Origin of the sequence: Marinobacter salexigens (genome assembly GCF_002806945.1) — a bacterium.
GTDB classification, from domain to species: domain Bacteria; phylum Pseudomonadota; class Gammaproteobacteria; order Pseudomonadales; family Oleiphilaceae; genus Marinobacter; species Marinobacter salexigens.
The window spans coordinates 77406-93565 of record NZ_NIHC01000004.1; the positions used below are offsets into that span (position 1 = coordinate 77406).

Genomic DNA, 16160 nt, shown 5'->3' on the forward strand with positions numbered 1-16160 from the left:
TCAATTTCGCATCAGTTCCACCGGGGCCCCATATCATGGCAGGGCTGGGTGCCTTTCCTTGCTGTGTTAACAGTTTTATCCACAGATATTGTGAGTAACTATAACCCTGTCAAAACTCCGTCGTTGATATATCCTGGTTCTTGGTTGTTTGTTATAACTTGTTGTAAATTAATAGAAATCTAATTCTGGCCTGAGCATTGCTTGGTCTTGATCAATACCGTTAGATCAGCAAGCCGCCCCCTGTCAGGGCGGTGCCAGGAGAAAGTTATGGTTCAGCGTGCCGACATCAACAGTGTTCTTTCCGATATCCGCGCACTGCGTTCGCAAATGAATCAGAATCAGCGTGTTGAGCAGGATCAGTCGGTACGCGGCCGCATTGATGGCCCGCGCCAGGTTGATCAAGCCCAGGAGACAAGCAGCTTCGGTAACATGCTGAGCAAGGCTGTGAATAACGTCAACGAAGTTCAGCAGGATGCCAGTGCTCTGCGCACCGCCTACGATATGGGCGACCCCAATGTGGACATTACCCGCGTGATGATTGCCGCCCAGAAATCTACAGTGTCCTTCGAAGCTTTAACCCAGGTGCGTAACCGGGTGGTCAGAGCTTACGAAGACATCATGAATATGCCGATCTGATAACGGAGCACAGACATGGCCAGCGTTCCCGCAGAATCAATCCCGAATATGCCCGCCACTCAGGATGTCGGTGGCTCCGAAAGCAACAGCGATTTGTTTCTGGGCTTTAACCGCCTGAACCTTTTGCGTCAGGTTGGGCTGATGGTAGGGCTTGCCGCCAGTGTTGCCTTGGGTGTTGCGGTTGTGCTTTGGGCTCAGGAGCCGAATTATCAGCCAGTGGTGGGGGACTTGTCTGCATACAACCCTCAGGACGTTACCACCATTCTTGACAGCAATGGCATTGATTACAAAATGGATACGCGCACCGGTGCTTTGCTGGTGCCCTCCGATCAGGTTTATACGGCCCGGCTTAAACTGGCTGCCGAGGGTGTAACCGACCAAAAAACCATGGGTTACGAACTGCTGGACCAGGATCGCGGCCTGGGTACGTCCCAGTTCATGGAAACGGTCAGCTACCGACGTGGCCTTGAGGGCGAACTGGCGCGCACCATCAGTAGTATGCGTGGTGTGCGTGCAGCGAGGGTTCACCTGGCCATACCGGAGCGTTCCGTGTTTGTGCGGGATGCCCGTGATCCTACTGCGTCAGTGTTTCTGGAGGTTTTTGCAGGCCGCCGGCCCGAGCAGGAACAGATTGCAGCGATTGTGAATCTGGTCGCTGGCAGTATTCCCATGATGAACAAGGATCATGTCACCGTTGTTGACCAGAACGGCAACCTGTTGACCGGCAAGGCAGATCGTGGTGATGGCGAGCGAATGCAGGACCAGTACGAATACACCTCGCGGTTGGAAGAACGCCTTACGCGCCGCGTAGCTTCACTGATTGCCCCTATTGTCGGTGAAGGCCGATACCGTGCTGAAGTGTCTGCAGATCTGGATTTTTCTTCAGTTGAGCAGGCAGAGGAACTGTTTAACCCTGAACAACAGGCGGTTCGCAGCGAGCGCGATCTCACAGAACAGCGCGTTGCCGGTTTTAACGGCGGTGTGCCTGGGGCGCTGTCGAACCAGCCTCCCGCCAACGCCACAGTGCCTGAACAGGTCAATGCACAAGCGGTCGACACAGAAGGTGCAGCGCCAGCGCAACCCGTGAACGTGCGCACGGAGTCCACCCGCAACTACGAAATGGATCGTACGGTCAGTTACACCCGGCAGGAGCTTGGGCGTGTAAGGCGAGTGACGGTTGCACTGGCTGTTGATGATATGAAAGTGGTTAATCCGGATACGGGCGCCGTAACCTACGAAGCCTGGCCCGAGCAAGAGCTGCAGCGCCTGAGCATGCTGGTGCGGGATGCGGTAGGTTATTCTGCCGCTCGTGGTGACAGTGTTACCGTGATGAATACAGCGTTTGCCCCGGAAGAAGCTTTCGAGTTTGAAACCCCCGGATTTTGGGAGCAACCCTGGTTTTGGGATCTGATGAAGCAGGTGTTGGCTGGCCTGGTGATTCTTGTACTGGTGCTTGGCCTGCTGCGGCCCACACTGAAAAGCCTGTCTGGCAGTGGTCAGCGTGGCCGGGGAGATGGGTCTGACGATGATGGTTATGATGACGCAGGTGGGAATGATGCTTTGCGCCAGGCAATCTCATCTCAGGACGACCTCCTTTTGCCGGGCGCCACAGACAGCTATGATAGGCAACTGAATGCTCTTAAAGGCCTGATTGCCGAAGACCCGGCCAGGGTTTCCCAGGTGATGCGCCAGTGGGTGAATGTTGATGACTGATCAATCCGGAAGGTCAGGTGCTGATGCACCGCAAGCGCCTCAGCGGAAAATTCCGCGGGTAGAGCAGGCGGCGATCCTGCTGATGTCTCTTGGTGAGGCAGATGCCGCCGAAGTGCTCAAGCACATGGGCCCGAAAGAGGTTCAGCGGGTAGGTGTTGCCATGGCCCAGATGAAGGATGTCAGCAAGGGCGATGTCACCTATGTACTGAACCAGTTTGTGGATGCCGTAGGTGGTCAGACCGGGCTGGGCGTGGGCAATGATGACTACATCCGTGCCATGCTTACCCAGGCACTGGGCGACGACAAGGCCGCGAGCCTGATCGACCGCATTCTTATCGGTGGCAATACCACCGGTCTGGATACGCTCAAATGGATGGAGCCACGAGCCGTTGGCGATATTATCCGTTACGAGCACCCGCAAATTCAGGCCATTGTTATCTCGTATCTGGATCCTGATCAGGCAGCAGAGATTCTGGCAACGCTGGATGAAAAGGTACGCCTCGACGTTATGATGCGGGTGGCTTCGCTGGAGAGCATCCAGCCCCAGGCCCTGCAAGAACTTAACGATATTCTGGAAAAACAGTTCTCCGGAGGTTCGGCGGCCCAGACCAGTCGCATAGGTGGTATAAAGCGCGCGGCGGATATTATGAACTTTATGGATCGCAGCATTGAAGGCAGTCTGCTGGACTCCATCAAGGACATGGACCCGGATCTCGCCACCACCATCGAAGATCTCATGTTTGTGTTTGATAACCTCAAGGATATTGACGACCGGGGAATTCAGGCGCTGCTGCGTGAAGTATCTTCGGAAGTGTTGGTTGTTGCGCTGAAAGGTGCCGACGAGGCAGTGCAAGAGAAAATCTTCAAGAACATGTCGAAGCGTGCTGCTGAGCTGTTACAGGACGACCTGGAAGCGAAAGGCCCGGTGCGGGTGAGCGAAGTGGAATCCGCCCAGAAAGACATTATTACCATTGCCCGTCGCATGGCTGAAGCGGGAGAAATCACGCTCGGTGGTGCCGGTGAAGAAATGATGTGATGAAAGACTCCCCCAGTGATCGCCCCAAGGATCTCAGTCGCATCCCCAAAGAGGAGCTGACGGCCTATGAGCGGTGGGAACTCCCACTGCTGGACGCCAGTGGCAACGAGATTGTCCGGGTAGAAGAGCGTAACGTCAAACCGCTCACTGCCGGAGACATCGCTGAAATTCGACAGGCCGCTCATGATGATGGCTTTAATGAAGGCCGGGAACAAGGCCTTAAAGACGGGCACGCTGAGGGTTTCGAGCAGGGTCGCAAGGAGGGCATAGAGAGTGGGCTGGCGGAGGGGAAAAAACGTGGCCAAAGCGAAGGTTACGATGAAACCCGCTCGGAAGTCAGCGCGAGCCTTGAACGCCTTGAACAGATGCTGGGCGAGCTGCTGTTGCCCATCACCCGGCACCAGGATGACATTGAAACCTCGCTGCTGAACCTCACCATGGTGCTTGCCCGGGCCGTTGTCTACCGTGAACTGAAGATTGACTCCTCCCAGATTCGGCAGGTGGTGCGGCGGGCTATGGAAGCGCTGCCTTCAACGGCTGAAAATATTCGAATTTATGTTCATCCGGATGATTGCAGTGCTGTGCGGGAAGTAGCCGAACGCTTTGAGGCAGCGGCCGCGGTTGTGGAAGACGACAAGGTTTTGCCTGGCGGCTGTCGGGTTGAGACCCTTAACAGCCATGTTGATTTTACCGTTGAAAAGCGCTTCCAGCGTGCCGTTCAGGCGATGCTGGAGCAGCAGACCGACGATCGCGAAAATGGCGAACCTGAAGAGCTGGGCGCTATGATGGACGACCTGACAGATTTCCAGCGGGATGTGCTGAGTTCACCGGGGCAAATTCGGGACCAGGTGCCTGCTGATGACAGTCCTGCCCATGACGGCGCTACTGACGATAAACCCATCGAAGGCGGGCGTGATGACATCCTCCCTGGCTGATCGCCTGGATCGGTATCAGGCTTATCTCCGCACTGACCCGGAGCCCGAGCTTTCAGGCCGTTTGACACGCATGGTGGGGTTGACACTGGAATGCGTGGGTTGCCCGATGGTGATGGGCGACCGCTGCGTGATCAAAGGAGAGGGTGGAAGTACCGTAGAGGCTGAAGTGGTGGGGTTTGAGGATGAAAAAGTCTACCTGATGCCACTGACCGCCATTGAGGGGCTTAAACCAGGCGCCAGGGTGGTTCGGCTGTCTGCGGCCAGTCGTGTTCCTGTTGGACCCCTTATGTTAGGCCGCGTGGTAGATGGCAGTGGCGAACCTCTTGATGGTAAAGGGCCACTGCAAGCTGAAGCTCGGGTTCCCCTTACCGGCGACATTATTAATCCTCTCAACCGTGCGCCTGTCCGGCAGTCCATGGATGTGGGCATTCGGGCGATCAACTCCCTGTTGACCGTTGGACAAGGGCAGCGCCTGGGCCTGTTTGCCGGCAGCGGTGTTGGTAAAAGTATGTTGCTGGGCATGATGACCCGGTTCACAGACGCCGACATTACGGTGGTTGGTTTGATTGGTGAGCGGGGCAGGGAGGTTAAAGAATTCATTGAAGATATTCTGGGCGAGGAAGGCCTGGCCAGATCGGTTGTAGTTGCCTCCCCGGCGGACGATTCGCCGCTCATGCGTTTACGTGCAGCCATGCTCACCACCCGCATTGCAGAATATTATCGGGATAAAGGGAAGCGTGTACTTTTGTTGATGGATTCCCTCACCCGTTACGCCCAGGCCCAGCGGGAAATTGCGCTGGCGGTTGGAGAACCACCGGCAACCAAGGGTTATCCTCCTTCTGTATTTGCCAAGCTGCCGCAACTGGTGGAGCGCACCGGTAATGGGCTGCCGGGAGGCGGCTCCATTACCGCATTTTATACGGTATTGACCGAAGGCGACGACCAGCAGGACCCCATTGCAGATGCCGCCCGAGCGATCCTGGATGGGCACATAGTGCTCTCTCGCCGGCTTGCCGAAGAAGGTCACTATCCCGCCATCGACGTTGAAGCGTCCATCAGCCGGGTTATGCCCCAGGTGACAGACACCGCGCATTTTGCGCGGGCCCAGAGATTCAAACAGGTATACTCACGTTATCAGCAAGCACGCGATTTGATCAGCGTTGGTGCTTATGTGAAGGGCTCCGACCCGGAGACCGATTTCGCGATTACTCACATCGGTAATATGCGCCAGTTCCTGCAGCAGGACCTTAACGAGCGTGCCTCCCTGCCTGATAGCATTGAGGGCTTGTTGGCGGTGGTTCCGGAGCGGCGCTCTCCGGAACGCCTGAAATCCGCCGCGCCAGACCCTGCAGCCAGTGGCAATAGGCGAGGTGCCGGCTGATGGCGCGATCCCGGCGGTTGGCAGTGGTGCTGGCCCTTGAAGAACGCAAGGAAAAAGAAGCGCTGGAGCGGATGGGCGAGGCCCGTGAGCTGGCAGAGCAGCACAGGGAGCAGGTGGAAAAACTGAATCGCTACCAGGAGGAGTATCGCGACCAGATCCGCAAGAGCCAGCAAGGTGTGGTTAAGGTGAATCAGTTACAAGCATGGCAGGCATTTATTACGCAGCTTGATCAGGTTATCCTGCAGCAGCAAAAACAGCTTGCACAAGCTGAGACGGTTTTTGAAGCGCGCCGGCAGGAATGGTTGCAAGCCTGGGAGCGTCGGCGAGGCATGGAGAACTACATTGAAACTTGCCGTCAACAAGAATTCAGAGAGCAGGATCTCCAGGAGCAGAAGCTTGCGGATGAAGCCGCAGGCCGCGCCTTCGCACGCCGCCATCGCTAATGTTTGTGCTGAATCAATCATCACTCCATGCAAACTGGCAGTGCTGGACTACCCTTGTACAAGTACGGGGCACTTTAACAGCAGCTGTCAGATGATTTAGTGAATACCACCGGAGGTTTTGCGGATGCCAATACAGACCCACCGCAGTCAGGATGGACGATCGCTGGTTATCAAAATAGAAGGGCGCTTTGATTTCAGCACCCACCAGGCGTTTCGTGATGCCTACGAGCATGGTGGGAAAGATATCAAGGGCTATATTGTGGATCTGTCAGACGCAACCTATCTTGATAGCTCTGCACTGGGAATGCTGCTTCTGCTTCGAGACCATGCAGGTGGAGACAATGCCAATATAGCCATTGAAAACTGCAATAATGATGTTCGCAAGATTTTGACCATTTCCAACTTTGAGCAGCTGTTCACTATTCGGTGATCCCCGGGATCACTGGAAACTGTCATGGACGACCCTGCTGAAACCGCCCGCCTCAAAATTCTTGTTGCTGATGACAGCGACAGTGACCGCCTGATACTGAAGTCTTTGCTGAAGCGCCTTGGTTACAGCGTAGTCGGTGCCGCCAATGGCCGTGATGCAGTGGCCCTTTTTCAGTCAGAAGTGCCGGATATTGTTTTGTTGGATGCCTTGATGCCGACAATGGATGGCATGGAGGCCGCGCGGCAGATCAAAAGCCTTGCGGGCGAACGGCTGGTGCCACTGATATTTGTTACATCCCTCACCGAGCCCGAAGACCTGGCAGGTTGTCTTGAGGCGGGAGGAGACGGATTTCTCAGTAAGCCCTACAACCCGGTGATGATCAAAGCCAAAATACAGGCATTTAACCGGATGCGACTGATGCACCAGGCGTTGTCAGATCAGCGAGACCTGATGCATGAACGCAACCGGCAGCTCCAGGAGGAGCAACACATAGCCAGGCGGGTGTTCGATAATGTTGCCCACACCGGTTGCCTGGGAGCTCCTAATATTCGTTACCATGCCTCCCCTTTATCCATATTCAGTGGCGACGTTCTGTTCGCCTCACCTCGCCCCGCCGGGGGAATGTTGGTGTTTGCAGGGGATTTTACCGGCCATGGCCTGCCGGCCGCAGTGGGTGCCATGCCTGTGGCGGAGTCCTTTTATGGAATGGTAGCCAAAGGCTTTGATGGTTCCGATATCCTCAGGGAAATTAACCAGAAACTGGTGCGCATACTGCCAAAGGATATGTTTTGCTGCGGCATTATGGTGGAGGCCGATTTTGCGCAGAATCAGCTAAAGATCTGGAATGGCGGCCTGCCTGACACTTGGCTACTGCGATCGCCAACGGAGCAGTACACTTTGCCTTCACGGCATTTGCCGCTGGGCATTTTGAGTGCAGATCAGTTCAATGCTGACATGCAATCCATCAGGTCGCAGCCGGGTGATCGCTTGTTGTTGATGACGGATGGCGTGCTGGAATGTACTGACAGCAAGGGTCAGCTCTTTGGTGAGCAGGGCGTTCTCCATGCGGTTGAGAGCGTTGGCGGCGATGCGCACCCGTTTGATGTGCTCATGAGTGAAATACAGCAATTTACCGGTCAGCAACAGTTTGGTGATGACCTGACGCTCTGCTGCCTGGAAATGGTTGATGAAGCCGGCCAGGCTGCTTTGCCAGATGCGGGAGAGCTGTCTGCTCTGGCCGGGCCAACCCAGTGGCAATGCGTGTATGAAATTCGTGACAGTACGTTGGCGGAGTTTAACCCTCTGCCGCTATTACTGCATATCTGCATGGAGGTGCCAGGATTGCGGCGTAAAAGTGGGGAAATTTATACCCTGCTGTCAGAGCTGTACAATAATGCGTTAGAACACGGGATACTTAGGCTTACCTCAGAGTGGAAATATACCCCGGAGGGGTTTGACCGGTACTATTCCGAGCGCGCGACGCGCCTGAGTGAAGTAGATGGGCATTATATCAAATTCAGTTTTCATCACGAGCGGATGCCTTCGGGCGGATGCCTGCGGGTTGTCTGTGAAGACAGCGGGCGGGGATTCGATTTTCAGAATCATCCGGTTCTGCAAGCCACAGAGATGGCGCAGAGTGGTCCCCGCTACGGCGGCCGGGGCTTGGCATTGTTAAAACGGCTGGCAAAATCCATCCATTTTCATAACAAAGGAAACCAGATAGAAGTTGCCTATGAATGGTTTTATTAATATCAACGTTTAACAGGAACAAGGGAGTTGGTCATGGTTGATAAACCACACCTTGATGAAGAGGCTCTGGCAGAGCTTCAGAACGTAATGGAAGATGAGTTCGAAACACTGATTCACACTTACCTTAGCGATTCGAGAGAGCGTATTGAAAGCCTGAAGGCGGCGTTGAACGATGAGGATGCAGACGCTGTCGCCAAGACGGCTCATAGCTTCAAAGGCAGCTGTATCAACATAGGGGCTCCGCGTCTTGGCGTTCTGTGTCGTGAGGTAGAAAAAGCAGGAATAGAGGATCGTTTGGGGGATGCGCAGCCTGTATTGGGTTCCATAGAAGAGGAATTTCAGCGGGTAGCGAAAGCCCTTCATGCGCTGATGGCAGGGGCGCCAGATAAGCGGGTGAGGTAGTGAGAACATCTGAATGAGCAGCCTGGCATTGCTTTTGCAGCTATTTGAATCAGCGCCTGATAACCCGCATTGAAGCGGGTTATCAGGCACCCAGGGTTCAAAAGCGGCAAGAGGTTGCCATGAAACAGATGGTTCTTCCCCAGACTCCCGCGCCAGGGATGCAGAACGATGCCGGCGCTTCAAAAACCGGGCCGGGTCGCGACAGTGGTACCGGCGAAACCCGTTATGAATCTGTCTCTCGTGCGGAGCAGAAACGTCTCGATCGTCAAAAGTCCGAGCGCAAGGATCTGTCAGAGAACGCGCGGAAAGATGACCCAAAAAACGCTGAAGCAGCAAACAGTGTGCACCAGGTAAGCAAGGGTGATTCCAGCCAGAACCAAGTAAAGAGCACTGGCAAACTGGTTGACAAAGGTACCGGCGAGAGCCTGGGCACAGCGCCCGAAATGGAAGCAACTACTGCGCTGACCTTTGCCGAGCTGCAAGCACTATTGCCTCCCGCAGCTGCAGTGCCAGGTAACGCGGTAGGGTCATCCGCGAACAACTCAACGCTTATACCGGGCAGCGAACTGTTCGCAGGGCTTGCTGAAGGTAAGCCGGGGCAGCTCGCGCCCGGCAGTAATGGCAGCCCGGTTGCTGGCCTGCAACTGCCCGATGCCCTGGTTCCCGTAAGGGCCGAAAAAGCTGTGGCTATGGACCCGGCGAGCTTGCTGACCGGCGCCCGTTTGGAATCCGCTATGGAGCTGGTTTCCCAGCAAAATGCCAGCAACACTGCTGGAAAGCTGGCAGCAGAAGTACAGGCGCCTCTGAGGAGTTACGCAACATCGGTTGATGTACCGGTAAATCACGCAGAGTGGGGCGACAAGCTGGCAGGGAAGCTCAGCTGGCTTACAGCGAAAAACCTGTCAGTGGCTGAGATTCACCTGACTCCGCCCGACATGGGGCCAATGGAAGTACGTGTTCGGGTTCAGAATGATCAGGCCAATATTACCGTGCATGCTGCGAACCCGGTGGTAAGAGAGCAGTTGGAACTTCATTCCCACCGACTCCGAGACATGCTGGGTGAGCAGGGGCTTTCTCTGGCTCAGTTCGATGTTTCTGATAACTCCCGAAACTCATCCGGAGAGCAGGGGGCCGATGAAGGCGGGGCGGAGGGGGCTTCTCCTGGCCCCGGATCAGCACTTTCCGGTTTGGATGGTGGTGATGAAGGGGTGCAAAGCGGTAGCCTGGACTTGAGCTGGAACGGCGCTATTGATGTATTTGCCTGAGAATGGGCGCAGTATCCCGGGTGCCAACCGCCAGCCCCCTTTGCCCATCCCTGTAAGCAAGGCTAAACTGCGGGCTTGAGCGGAGGGCTGGGTGTTCTGGCCTGCTCCTTGCTCTCAAATATACAAACGTTATGAAAACCTCCTTTCATTGACGAATTTCTGGCGAAGGACACTATGGCAGAGAACACCACAACTGATGCAGCACCGGCAAAAAAAGGTAAACTGAAACTGATCATTCTGCTTGTGATTGTGGTGATCCTTGCGATAGCGCTATCTGTTGCAGGAACCTTATGGTTTCTCAATGGCAGCATTCCGGGAATGGGTGAAGACACCGCCACCAGTGAAGACGCAGTGACAGAAGAGGTTTTTACCCCCAGTGTTTACCTGGGCATAGAGAAAGCGCTGGTGACAACGGTTCAGGGTGAGGGGCGCCAGCGTTATGTGCAGGTTTATGTGTCATTTGAGGCAACGGATCCTCAGGCACTGACGGCGGCCAAACTGCATATGCCCCTGATTCGCAGCCAGCTGGTTATGGTGCTTGGCAACAGCAGCTTTACCGAGCTGCAAACACCAGAAGGCCGGCAAAATCTTGCGGGCAATATGCTGGACACGGTGAATCAGGTTCTGGAGCAGGAGGGCGAGCCGACCGTCAGCCGGGTGTTGTTTCGGAACTTTGTAGTGCAATAGATAGAGCTTATAACAGCGCCCACGTGGGTAAGGCTTTTCAGCGACAGGACAAGGTATGCAGGATTTACTGTCACAGGATGAAATTGATGCGCTTCTTCACGGCGTAGATGAAGGTGACATCGATACCTATGAAGAAAGCGACGAAAGTGGCGTAAAGTCTTACGACCTTTCCAGTCAGGATCGTATTGTCCGGGGCCGGATGCCAACGCTGGAAATGATTAACGAGCGCTTTGCCCGGTATACCCGCATCAGCCTGTTTAATCTCCTGCGCCGAAATGCAGATGTTTCCACCGGCGGCGTGCAGATCATGAAATTTGGCGAGTACATACATACCCTTTATGTACCCACCAGCCTGAATCTCTGCAAGGTTCGCCCGTTGCGGGGAACCTCCCTGTTTGTTCTGGATGCAAGGCTGGTGTTCAAGCTGGTTGATAACTTTTTCGGGGGTGAGGGGCGACACGCCAAGATCGAGGGCCGGGAGTTCACACCCACTGAAAACCGCATTGTTCAGATGACGCTCAACCAGATTTTCAAAGACATGCAGGAAGCCTGGCAAGCGGTTGTCAAAGTCAATTTTGAATACCTCAGCTCAGAGGTAAACCCCGCCATGGCAAATATTGTCAGCCCGAGTGAGGTGGTGGTGGTCAGCACTTTCCACATAGAGCTTGATGGCGGCGGCGGCGAGCTACACTTTGCTTTGCCCTATTCAATGATCGAGCCTATCAGGGATGTACTTGATTCCGGTGTGCAAAGTGATGTTGATGACATAGACGAGCGTTGGGTTAGCGCCCTGCAGGAAGACATCAAAGAAGTGGTCGTTCCGATAAATACCACTGTGTGCAGGCGCCGGATATCCCTGAGAGAGATCGCCAAACTCAAGGCGGGCGATATTATACCGATGGAGGTGCCCGACTATCTGACCGTTACCGCAAATGGTATCCCTGTTTATAAGGCAACCATGGGAACCCGGGACGGTAAGCTGGCGCTGAGAATCCACGAGCGGGCGGTGCGCCCGAAGGTAAAAAAACAATCGAAGGTAAGACGCAATGGCTGAAGATAAAAAAGAAGGTCAGGAGCTGAGCGAAGACGAGAAGCTGGCAGCCGAATGGGAAGCTGCCATGGAAGAGTCTGGCGATGAGGTGGCTGAAGACTCCCGCGATGATGAGTGGGCTCAGGCCATGGAAGAAGCAGGAGAAACGGGTGGCAGTGCCGACAGTGGCGTACGTACTGCACCCATGGAAGAGTTTAATGAAGGGGGCTCGGCGACCCCGGGTGGAGGCACACCACCGGATCTGGATGTGATTCTGGATATCCCCGTCAGCATTTCCATGGAAGTGGGGAATACTCAGATACCCATCCGCAATCTTTTGCAGTTGAACCAGGGCTCGGTAATTGAGTTGGACCGACTTGCCGGTGAACCACTGGATGTGCTGGTTAACGGCACACTCATTGCTCATGGTGAAGTGGTTATGGTCAACGAAAAGTTCGGTATTCGCCTGACCGACGTGATCAGCCCGGGCGAACGTATCAAGCGGCTGCAAAAATAGTATGCGAACAACATCGGCGTTCTTGTCGCTGCTTTTGTTAACCGGCTCTGCCCTTGCAGAAGAGTCCGCTAAAGCCACACAGAGCACCGCGGGAAAAGCAGTGGGCAACGCACCGGACACCTTGGGCACCTTGCTCAGCCTCGGTGCCGGCCTGCTGGCAGTTATAGCCATTATTTATGGTTGCGCCTGGATTATTCGCCGAATGAACGGGATGACGGGCATGAACAACAGCGCCATCAAGGTTGTGTCTGTGATGGCCATTGGTGCTCGTGAACGCATCGCTTTAATAGAAGTGGGCGGCCAGCAGATTTTGTTGGGTATTACCCCATCGGCGATACGAACCTTGCAGGTTTTTGAGGAGCCGGTGGTGGAAGCCGGAAAGGCAAACTCCGGAGACTTTGCCAAGCGCCTTCAGGGCATGATGGGTAAATCCTGGACGGCTCCGGGTAAGGAATGACTAGCCCTATGATGGTGGCCAAACTCAAACGACACATTCCGCTTTTTATTGTGCTCGCAGGCCTGTTTTGGGCACCTTCAGCGCTCGCGGACTTACCCGGGATTCCTGCCTTCACGGTTCAGCCAGGTGAGGGGGAGGGCACCCAGGAATACACGGTAACCCTGCAGATTTTAGCGCTGATGACCGCGCTGACCTTCTTGCCTGCCATGCTGATGATGATGACATCCTTCACCCGCATCATCGTAGTGTTTGCAATTCTACGCCAGGCCCTGGGCCTGCAGGCGACACCTTCGAACCAGATACTGCTTGGTTTGGCGCTGTTTCTCAGTATTTTCATCATGAAACCGGTGCTTGAAGAGGCCAACCGCGTGGGATTGCAGCCGTATCTGCAGGAAGAAGTGACCTCCCTGGAAGCAGTGGAGCTAGCCAGCAAGCCCTTCAAGAATTTCATGCTGGGACAAACCCGGGAAGATGACCTTGCGCTGTTCATGCGCATTGCAGACGTTCAGTACGATACCGCTCAGGATGTCTCCTTTTGGATACTGATGCCGGCATTTGTGACCAGCGAGCTGAAAACAGCCTTCCAGATAGGGTTTATACTGTTTATTCCGTTTCTGATTCTCGACATGGTCGTCGCCAGTGTTTTGATGGCCATGGGGATGATGATGTTGTCACCCATTATCATCTCGCTGCCGTTCAAGATTATGTTGTTTGTGCTGGTGGACGGCTGGGCCCTGATCATGGGCACTCTCGCGGCAAGCTACGGGATATAGGCCAGTTATGAGACGCAGGAGAGATACATGACTCCGGAAACCGTTATCGACATACTACGCGAAGCCCTGTGGATGATTGTGCTTTTTGCTTCCGTCATTATCGGGCCGGGGCTGGTGATTGGCCTGGTTGTGAGTACCTTTCAGGCTGCTACCCAGATTAACGAACAAACCCTGAGTTTCCTTCCGCGCCTGTTGGTAACCCTCATTGTAATCATTGTTATGGGCCCCTGGTTACTGACCAAACTACTGGACCATGCTCACCGGCTGATCTCCAGCATTCCTTTTCTGATTGGTTGATCCATGACTCCCATGGAACTCAATGCAGACATGCTCGGCCAGTGGGTTGGGCAGCATCTCTGGCCACTGTTCCGCTTGGCCAGCTTTCTGATGGTTATACCTATCTTCGGCACCCAGTTGGTTCCCGCCAGAGTGCGTTTGGGGCTTGCGTTGTTAATGACTATTTTGATCGTGCCGATGATTCCGGACGTTCCAAGGGTCGATGCCTTGAGCGCCGATGCGGTTGTTATCACCCTGCAGCAGATCCTGATTGGCGTGGGCATGGGCTTTGCGCTGACCGCACTTTGGCAACTGTTCGTGATCGCCGGCCAGATGATCGCCATGCAAATGGGCCTGGGCTTCGCCTCCATGGTTGACCCCGCCAATGGCATCAACGTGCCGGTGCTTTCACAGATCTACACCATTACCGTTACCCTGCTGTTTCTGGCCATGAACGGTCACCTGGTGGCGTTTGAGGTATTCATAGAAAGCTTCCGCACCATGCCGATAGGTATGGAAGGCCTTGGCCAGGTGGGTGTCTGGGAGCTGGCTCACAGGATAAGCTGGATGTTCACCTCAGCCATGTTGCTGGCGCTTCCCGCTGTAACTGCTGTGCTCATCGTCAGCATCTCCTTCGGCGTAATGACCCGGGCTGCGCCCCAGATGAACATATTTGCCCTGGGCTTCCCGATTGGCCTGATTTTTGGATTGTTTGCCATATGGGTGCTGCACGCCAATTTTCTGCCACACTTCCAGGAATACACCGAGCAGACCTTTGAATTTATGCGAGGCCTTCAAGGGCAACCCTAATTGGTAAGCCAAGAGTTCTGATATGGCTGAAGAAAACGACAACAGTCAGGAGAAAACCGAAGAGGCCACCCCCCGAAGGCTCGAAAAAGCCCGGGAGGATGGCCAGACTGCCCGATCCAAAGAGCTGGCCACCATGGCCGTGCTGATTGCCGGCGCTGGTGGTTTGTTGATGTTCGGAACCCATTTGGGTGCTTCTCTGGAGGCCATTTTTCGCGACGCCTTCACCCTGGAGCGCTCGGCGATATTTGACACCCGGCACATGAGCCTCCAATTGATGGCCTCTGCCAAAGAAGCCGCTTGGGCGCTTTCCCCGATCCTGGTGCTCCTGCTCATCGCTGCCGTCGCGGGTTCCATCGGCATTGGCGGCTTGCTGTTCAGCGGCAAGGCCATAGCCCCCAAGCTCAACCGCATGGACCCCATCAAGGGTTTGGGCCGTATGTTTTCCATGCGCTCCCTGATCGAGCTGGTCAAAGCCATCGCCAAAGTGGGTCTGGTGATGGCCTTGGCGCTGCTGATACTGAACATCCGCACAGAAGATTTGCTCTCTATCGCCAACGAGCCGGCGGTGCCCGCCATGGAGCATGTTCTCTGGACTTTGGGTTGGAGCTTCTTCCTGCTCTCCTGCGCCACCATCATCATTGCCATGATCGACGTGCCTTTCCAGATTTTCGATCATCAGAAAAAACTGCGGATGACCAAGCAGGAAGTAAAAGACGAATACAAGGATTCAGAGGGCAAACCGGAGGTTAAGGGCAAAATCCGCCAACTCCAGCGCGAAATGGCCCAGCGCCGCATGATGCAGGATGTGCCCACGGCCGACGTGGTCATCACCAACCCGACGCACTACGCTGTGGCGCTAAAATACGATCCGGATTCCATGGGCGCACCCATGGTTGTGGCCAAAGGTAATGACCAGACCGCCTTCAAGATCATGGAAATCGCCCGCGAGCACAAGGTTGAAGTGCTCCGCACTCCGCCGTTAACCCGTGCGGTGTACCACAACAGTGACATTGGCGAAGAAATCCCCGATGGTCTTTACATGGCCATAGCCCAGGTTCTGGCTTATGTGTTCCAGCTCCGACAGTTCCGCAAGGGGCGTGGGCCCAAGCCGGGGATGCCTGATTTTCCGATTCCTTCTGATATGCGGCGGGATATATAGCCGGCTGACTTTGGAGTTGGCCTGTTAGCTTGGGCTCCTAGCCTGCGGGGTTTGGGGGGGAAGAGTGGTGGTGGGTGGCCTTTCCAGGACACGCGACGAGCCCATCCCTGGGCGCTTGACGGTGGCCGTCCTTGGCCACCGACAGTCCTGGAAAGGCCACCCACCACCACTCTGGCAAACTTTACGATATCGCTAGGAAGAACTTCCCAGCTCTTGAGACAACCGTGTGTCTGTTACTGATGTATTCTGCCGTGGTGCGAAACACCACCTATGATTCCAGCAAGCATTCAATCATCTTTATGGTTTTAAACTGTCGCGATACCAGCATTGTTCGATAGCTGCCATGTGGGGCCCCTCCCAAAAATGCCGGTGGCCAAGGACGGCCACCGACAAGCGCCCATGGATGGGCTCGTAGCGGTTTTTGGGAGGGGCCCCACATGGCAGCTTGCACCAGCCCTAAA

The 16160-nt window shown here is 55.0% G+C and carries 18 protein-coding genes; all 18 read left to right on the forward strand.

What is annotated here, in order from left to right; translation table 11 throughout:
• Positions 1–267: 267 nt before the first annotated feature.
• On the forward strand, positions 268–636 hold the full coding sequence (gene fliE, locus CDH47_RS08355) for a flagellar hook-basal body complex protein FliE (protein ID WP_100639430.1): 369 nt from the start codon (positions 268–270) through the stop codon (positions 634–636).
• A gap of 15 nt (positions 637–651) precedes the next feature.
• Positions 652–2349: a flagellar basal-body MS-ring/collar protein FliF gene (gene fliF / locus CDH47_RS08360; RefSeq protein WP_100639431.1), complete on the forward strand. Its 1698-nt coding sequence runs from the start codon at positions 652–654 to the stop codon at positions 2347–2349.
• Positions 2342–3385, forward strand: coding sequence for a flagellar motor switch protein FliG (gene fliG / locus CDH47_RS08365; protein WP_100639769.1), 1044 nt, complete (start codon positions 2342–2344; stop codon positions 3383–3385). The genes fliF and fliG overlap by 8 nt, the downstream gene beginning before the upstream one ends.
• The gene (locus CDH47_RS08370) at positions 3385–4320 is read left to right on the forward strand and encodes a flagellar assembly protein FliH (RefSeq protein WP_100639432.1); all 936 of its coding nucleotides are present in this window, start codon (positions 3385–3387) and stop codon (positions 4318–4320) included. The genes fliG and CDH47_RS08370 overlap by 1 nt, the downstream gene beginning before the upstream one ends.
• Positions 4301–5701, forward strand: a complete 1401-nt coding sequence (gene fliI, locus CDH47_RS08375; protein WP_100639433.1) for a flagellar protein export ATPase FliI — start codon at positions 4301–4303, stop codon at positions 5699–5701. The genes CDH47_RS08370 and fliI overlap by 20 nt, the downstream gene beginning before the upstream one ends.
• A complete protein-coding gene (fliJ, locus tag CDH47_RS08380) occupies positions 5701–6144 on the forward strand; it encodes a flagellar export protein FliJ (RefSeq protein ID WP_100639434.1) in 444 nt (147 codons plus the stop codon). The genes fliI and fliJ overlap by 1 nt, the downstream gene beginning before the upstream one ends.
• Positions 6145–6268: 124 nt before the next feature.
• Positions 6269–6574 (forward strand): STAS domain-containing protein, encoded by a 306-nt coding sequence (locus CDH47_RS08385; RefSeq protein WP_100639435.1) that lies wholly within the window; start codon positions 6269–6271, stop codon positions 6572–6574.
• A gap of 24 nt (positions 6575–6598) precedes the next feature.
• Positions 6599–8323 carry a SpoIIE family protein phosphatase gene (locus CDH47_RS08390; protein ID WP_100639436.1) on the forward strand — a complete coding sequence of 575 codons (1725 nt, stop codon included), beginning with the start codon at positions 6599–6601 and terminating at the stop codon, positions 8321–8323.
• A 33-nt stretch (positions 8324–8356) separates the two neighbouring features.
• Positions 8357–8725, forward strand: coding sequence for an Hpt domain-containing protein (locus CDH47_RS08395; RefSeq protein ID WP_100639437.1), 369 nt, complete (start codon positions 8357–8359; stop codon positions 8723–8725).
• Positions 8726–8844: 119 nt separating this feature from the next.
• Positions 8845–9990, forward strand: coding sequence for a flagellar hook-length control protein FliK (locus CDH47_RS08400; protein WP_100639770.1), 1146 nt, complete (start codon positions 8845–8847; stop codon positions 9988–9990).
• A gap of 174 nt (positions 9991–10164) precedes the next feature.
• Positions 10165–10677, forward strand: coding sequence for a flagellar basal body-associated FliL family protein (locus tag CDH47_RS08405; RefSeq protein ID WP_100639438.1), 513 nt, complete (start codon positions 10165–10167; stop codon positions 10675–10677).
• A 55-nt stretch (positions 10678–10732) separates the two neighbouring features.
• Positions 10733–11731 carry a flagellar motor switch protein FliM gene (gene fliM, locus CDH47_RS08410; RefSeq protein ID WP_100639439.1) on the forward strand — a complete coding sequence of 333 codons (999 nt, stop codon included), beginning with the start codon at positions 10733–10735 and terminating at the stop codon, positions 11729–11731.
• On the forward strand, positions 11724–12224 hold the full coding sequence (gene fliN, locus CDH47_RS08415; RefSeq protein ID WP_100639440.1) for a flagellar motor switch protein FliN: 501 nt from the start codon (positions 11724–11726) through the stop codon (positions 12222–12224). Before fliM ends, fliN begins: the two co-directional genes overlap by 8 nt.
• Before the next feature lies 1 nt (position 12225).
• Positions 12226–12681 (forward strand): flagellar biosynthetic protein FliO, encoded by a 456-nt coding sequence (fliO, locus tag CDH47_RS08420; protein ID WP_100639441.1) that lies wholly within the window; start codon positions 12226–12228, stop codon positions 12679–12681.
• An 8-nt stretch (positions 12682–12689) separates the two neighbouring features.
• Positions 12690–13454, forward strand: coding sequence for a flagellar type III secretion system pore protein FliP (fliP, locus tag CDH47_RS08425; protein WP_100639442.1), 765 nt, complete (start codon positions 12690–12692; stop codon positions 13452–13454).
• Between the two features lie 27 nt (positions 13455–13481).
• Positions 13482–13751 carry a flagellar biosynthesis protein FliQ gene (gene fliQ / locus CDH47_RS08430; protein WP_100639443.1) on the forward strand — a complete coding sequence of 90 codons (270 nt, stop codon included), beginning with the start codon at positions 13482–13484 and terminating at the stop codon, positions 13749–13751.
• 3 nt (positions 13752–13754) lie between these two features.
• Entirely contained in the window at positions 13755–14540 is a 786-nt protein-coding gene (fliR, locus tag CDH47_RS08435; RefSeq protein WP_100639444.1) for a flagellar biosynthetic protein FliR, read from the forward strand.
• A gap of 22 nt (positions 14541–14562) precedes the next feature.
• Positions 14563–15699: a flagellar biosynthesis protein FlhB gene (gene flhB, locus CDH47_RS08440; protein WP_100639445.1), complete on the forward strand. Its 1137-nt coding sequence runs from the start codon at positions 14563–14565 to the stop codon at positions 15697–15699.
• The last annotated feature ends 461 nt before the right edge of the window (positions 15700–16160 follow it).